Genomic DNA, 4,193 nt, shown 5'->3' on the forward strand with positions numbered 1-4,193 from the left:
AACGATATCGCCAAGTCGGCCATGCCCTCTTACCTGAAAACACTTATAAATGGTGACGGCCGAATTCCCATTGAGATTGTACTAGGCAACGATTTTGAAATGGCCGAAGCACGTTCACGACAACAAGCCCTTCTCAAGCGGGGAGTCGACTGTTACCTGACAAGTCATTCGGAAACACTGAAACCGGATGGGCAGCCGATGTCCTTTCCGTTTCAAAGCCTTTTCAACAGGACCTCTGCCCTGTTAATGAACAGTAGTGTAGAAGCACTAATACTTTCCGTGCAGACAAATGAATTTTTACAAACCGGGCTACCTGTAAACCAGGTCAACAAGTTGATTCATATTAATGATGAGATTAGCGATTGGGAGGATCCGGGCGTCCGGCTTGAAACAGCCTCACATAATCTGGTTGAGCAGATTGAGCACTATCTGGGAACATAAAAACTCCCATTAACAGCACCAGTGGGATTGTCTCACACCATCTAATCACAACTCACATCATTGATTTCCGAGGAATGTAATCCTCTGTTTCTACTGCCAAGATTGCGCGTACGCTGATAACCATGTATATTTTCTGGTAATTGCCATTAACTCATCTATAGTCATAAACATTCAATAGATAAGCCGTCCAAAGAGATAGCGTCACTTGATATACACCCTATGATGATCTCAACCAGGAAGGCGCGGTATTTCATTGGATACCTGCATGAGGAGGAAACCCGAAGATGTTCAAAAAAGATTCCCATAAAAAAAGCAAGTTTCAATCGTTGGCCTCACTATCTTTAAAATCAGTCGTTATCGGTGGCATACTCGGTATCATTTTCTGGGGTGGCTTTAATACCACCCTTGAAGCAACAAATAGTATGGAATTCTGCCTCTCCTGCCACGAGATGAAAGATACTGTCTACCAGGAATACAGGGACACGATTCACTTCAAGAATCCGTCCGGCGTACAGGCAACATGTGCCGATTGTCATGTTCCAAAAGAGTGGATTCATAAATTTGTGCGCAAAGTCCGTGCAGTCAGCGAGCTATATCACAAGGCGATGGGAACAATTGATACACCGGAAAAATTCAATCAGCATCGCTGGAAGATGGCCAATCGCGTGTGGGATAGCATGCGGGAAACCGACTCACGCGAATGCCGTAATTGCCATGCATTCGACACCATGGACCTAAGTGGCCAGGATCGCTATGCACGCAAGCGTCACGAACGTGCCTTGGAGAGAGGTCAAACCTGCATAGACTGTCATACAGGGATTGCACACAAGGAGCCTAAAGAACCGGATGAACTGGCAAAACTGGAAAAGGAGTAACGCGGTCATGGTTAAGAATTTACTCTTCACCCTTTTCATCACCCTCCTCTCGTCAGGTGCTGCCAGTGGATTGAGCTCTCTTGATTCACAATTGATTGATGCCTCGGTAGCGGGCAACCAGGCACAGGTTGAACAACTCCTCGACCAGGGGGCCGACATCAATGCTGTCTCGAAAGCCCTGAAAACACCCTTGATGTTCGCAGCGGAGGAGGGCCATATAGAGATAGTCCGCCTGTTACTTGAAAGGGGTGCAAATATTCATGCCAGGACAGTCGACGGTTGCAGTGCACTTTTCTGGTCAACCGGCGGTCGACACCCCATGATCGTAGATCTTCTTCTACAGCATGGTGCTGACACCAACTCAGTCACACGTAGTGGCTATAGCTCTCTGCATAATGCAGCTGAAAACAACCAAACAGAAATCATACAGTTGCTGCTTGATAAAGGCAGTCAACCGGACGCTCCCGATGAGAAAGACAACTCTGCGCTCATGCTTGCAGCAGACAAGGGGCACACAGCAGCCGTTGAGCTGTTAGTTACAGCAGGATGTCTACGGCGCCTCAGCCCTTATGAAAGCCTCTGCTGGTGGGCATTTACCTATAGTTAAGCAACTCATCCTTGCCGGATCAGACGTAGAACTCAGAGACCTGGACGGTGCAACCGCTTTGCTCTGGGCAGCTGAAAACGGTCACACCGATGTCATAGCAGAACTGATCCAGCATGGAGTCGATGTCAACAGTACGAACGACGAAGGATGGAGTGCGCTGATAGAAAGTAGTAACAGAAGCCATCTGCAGTCAGTTCAATATCTGCTGGCAAACAAGGCAGATAAAAACCTGTCTGATACTAACGGGATGACAGCTCTTGACTATGCGAAGATGCGAGGTGATATTGCGATAATCACTGCACTGGAAACTGATTAGATGGAATAGCCTCTATTGGCAGTGACTTGAAGAGACCTGTGCTTTTCGAAAAGGCATCGTGTGGGAATTTATGAAATTCCCTTCTCCTGAAAAAAGGGCTTGTACTTCATATCCTCAACAAGAATATGGTGTGTCCACCAGTCATTGAGAAAATCCAGTACCAGCTGAGATCCTTTATATTTCTCGCCAGTCGCTACACTTTCTGAAAAGCGTTCCAATACCGTCATGAAGTCTTTGTTCGCTTCCGTGTGACTATCTAAATCCGGATACCCGTATTTTTTCATACTGAAGATGAAGAGTTGAGTACTCCTTCAATGCGAGCAAATTGTCGCGGTCAGATATAAACAGGTGTGCGTCATCCTGATTGTCGGACAACATGTTTATCAAGCTGATGATTTTCTGATGTTGTTCATCCAGCTTGCGAACACCAACACTGAATTCCTCACTCCATTCCATTCTGTGCATATAATAATTCTCGTCTATCCATGAGAAAAATGTAAATACGCCTCAACCGTGCAAAATTGCACCTCTCCTGTTGCCTGTTTGCTGAGGATTGATTAGATGACCGCTAACGGCCCGTAGCGGATATTTAGTCTCTCTTCAACAAAGGACAAAATCCCTTTTTTTGCAGATTCTCCTCAATGTGGCCGGCAAACCCGGCGCCAGCCTCCGCGTAGATATTGAACACACAGGTTGCACCAGCCTTACTCAACAGCACATCCTCATCCGGATAGCGTGCTGTAGCGGCGACGCGGCCTTTGAAGGCCTTCTCACGTAGCTGTGCCAGGGCATCCAAATTAGCCTCCAGATTAGGTAGTGCCAACATCACTAACTCGATGCCGTGATCCTTGTGAATATTGTCCCAGAAGTCTGCATCACTGGGGTCACCGCGCATCACGTTGCGCCCCTCCTCCTGAAGTCGCCGGACTCGCTCGGTGTCGAAATCTACGCCCACCACGGTATCGCCGTACAACTCACGCATCTTGTCATAAGCGCCAGAACCTACCCGGCCCATGCCGAAGATAGCAATCTTTGCACTGAGAGTATCCAGCTGTTGGTCGTCGGGCAGGCGTTCCTTACGCTGAAACCTTAGCCAGAAGAGCCGGTAAGTGCTGTAGATTTTGTCGTCCTGGCTACTAAGACGTGCAGCAATCACGAACGATAGTGAAAGCGCGATTGCAATCACCACTAGCCATTGTGCATCAATCCAGCCATTGGTCACACCAATAGCTGCCACGATCAGACCAAACTCGCTGTAATTGCTGAGATTCAGAGTCGCCAGCAAAGAGGTGCGCGCACGAAGTTTGAAGCGGGTCATCAAGGCATAAAAGAGCGCCGACTTGATGAACACGAAGGGCACCAACAGCAGCCCTATCATCAGCGCCTCAAGCGAGAGCTGTCCAGTCATGCCGATGGAGAGAAAGAAGCCCACCAGGAACAGGTCTTTGAAACCCAGCATTGTTTTAGACATCTCGGCGGCTTTGGGATGAGTAGAAATCAACAAACCCATGATCAGCGCACCGAGGTCATCCTTTACACCACCCATCTCGAACAGCTCTGCCCCGCCCAAGGCGAGTACCAGACCGTAGAGAATCAGCAATTCCCCGTGGCCGGTACGCTGTAACAGCAGGTGGAACAGGGGGCGCATTGGGATCAACAAGAACAGCAGGAGCGCCCAGGGCGAAGGCAATTCGCCGGTGGATGCCGCCAGAAATACCACCGCGGCCAGGTCCTGCATTACCAGGATGCCAATGGCGATACGGCCATGCAGGGCCTTCATCTCACCCTTTTCCTCCAATGCCTTGACCACGAACACGGTACTGGAAAAGCTCAGGGCAAATGCCAACATCAGGGCCATCTTGAAATCCAGGCCGGTGAACAGGGGCATGCCGATCAGGGCGAGTAAGAAAATACCCAGTCCAAAGATAGCGATCACCAGGCCGATATGTATGCT

Annotated in this window: 5 protein-coding genes and 1 pseudogene; 4 read left to right on the plus strand and 2 right to left on the minus strand. The window is 49.0% G+C overall.

The window, feature by feature from the left end:
• The 4 genes and pseudogenes from BOW51_RS11185 to BOW51_RS08005 all read left to right on the plus strand — a co-directional run.
• Window positions 1–441: pseudogene (locus BOW51_RS11185) on the plus strand (hypothetical protein); the annotation flags it as partial.
• A 284-nt stretch (window positions 442–725) separates the two neighbouring features.
• Entirely contained in the window at window positions 726–1,316 is a 591-nt protein-coding gene (locus tag BOW51_RS07995; protein ID WP_078477229.1) for a NapC/NirT family cytochrome c, read from the plus strand.
• Window positions 1,317–1,323: 7 nt separating this feature from the next.
• Entirely contained in the window at window positions 1,324–1,923 is a 600-nt protein-coding gene (locus BOW51_RS08000; RefSeq protein ID WP_167367283.1) for an ankyrin repeat domain-containing protein, read from the plus strand.
• Complete coding sequence (locus BOW51_RS08005; RefSeq protein ID WP_078477231.1) at window positions 1,886–2,239, plus strand: ankyrin repeat domain-containing protein; 354 nt, start codon at window positions 1,886–1,888, stop codon at window positions 2,237–2,239. The genes BOW51_RS08000 and BOW51_RS08005 overlap by 38 nt, the downstream gene beginning before the upstream one ends.
• A 68-nt stretch (window positions 2,240–2,307) precedes the next feature.
• Here BOW51_RS08005 and BOW51_RS08010 read toward each other — a convergent pair whose 3' ends face one another.
• Window positions 2,308–2,523, minus strand: coding sequence for a bacteriohemerythrin (locus BOW51_RS08010; protein ID WP_078477232.1), 216 nt, complete (start codon window positions 2,521–2,523; stop codon window positions 2,308–2,310).
• A 305-nt stretch (window positions 2,524–2,828) separates the two neighbouring features.
• Window positions 2,829–4,193: cation:proton antiporter domain-containing protein (locus BOW51_RS08015; RefSeq protein WP_078477233.1), on the minus strand; the 1,365-nt coding region annotated here is incomplete at its 5' end.

This window comes from Solemya elarraichensis gill symbiont (assembly GCF_002021095.1).
GTDB lineage: Bacteria > Pseudomonadota > Gammaproteobacteria > Chromatiales > Chromatiaceae.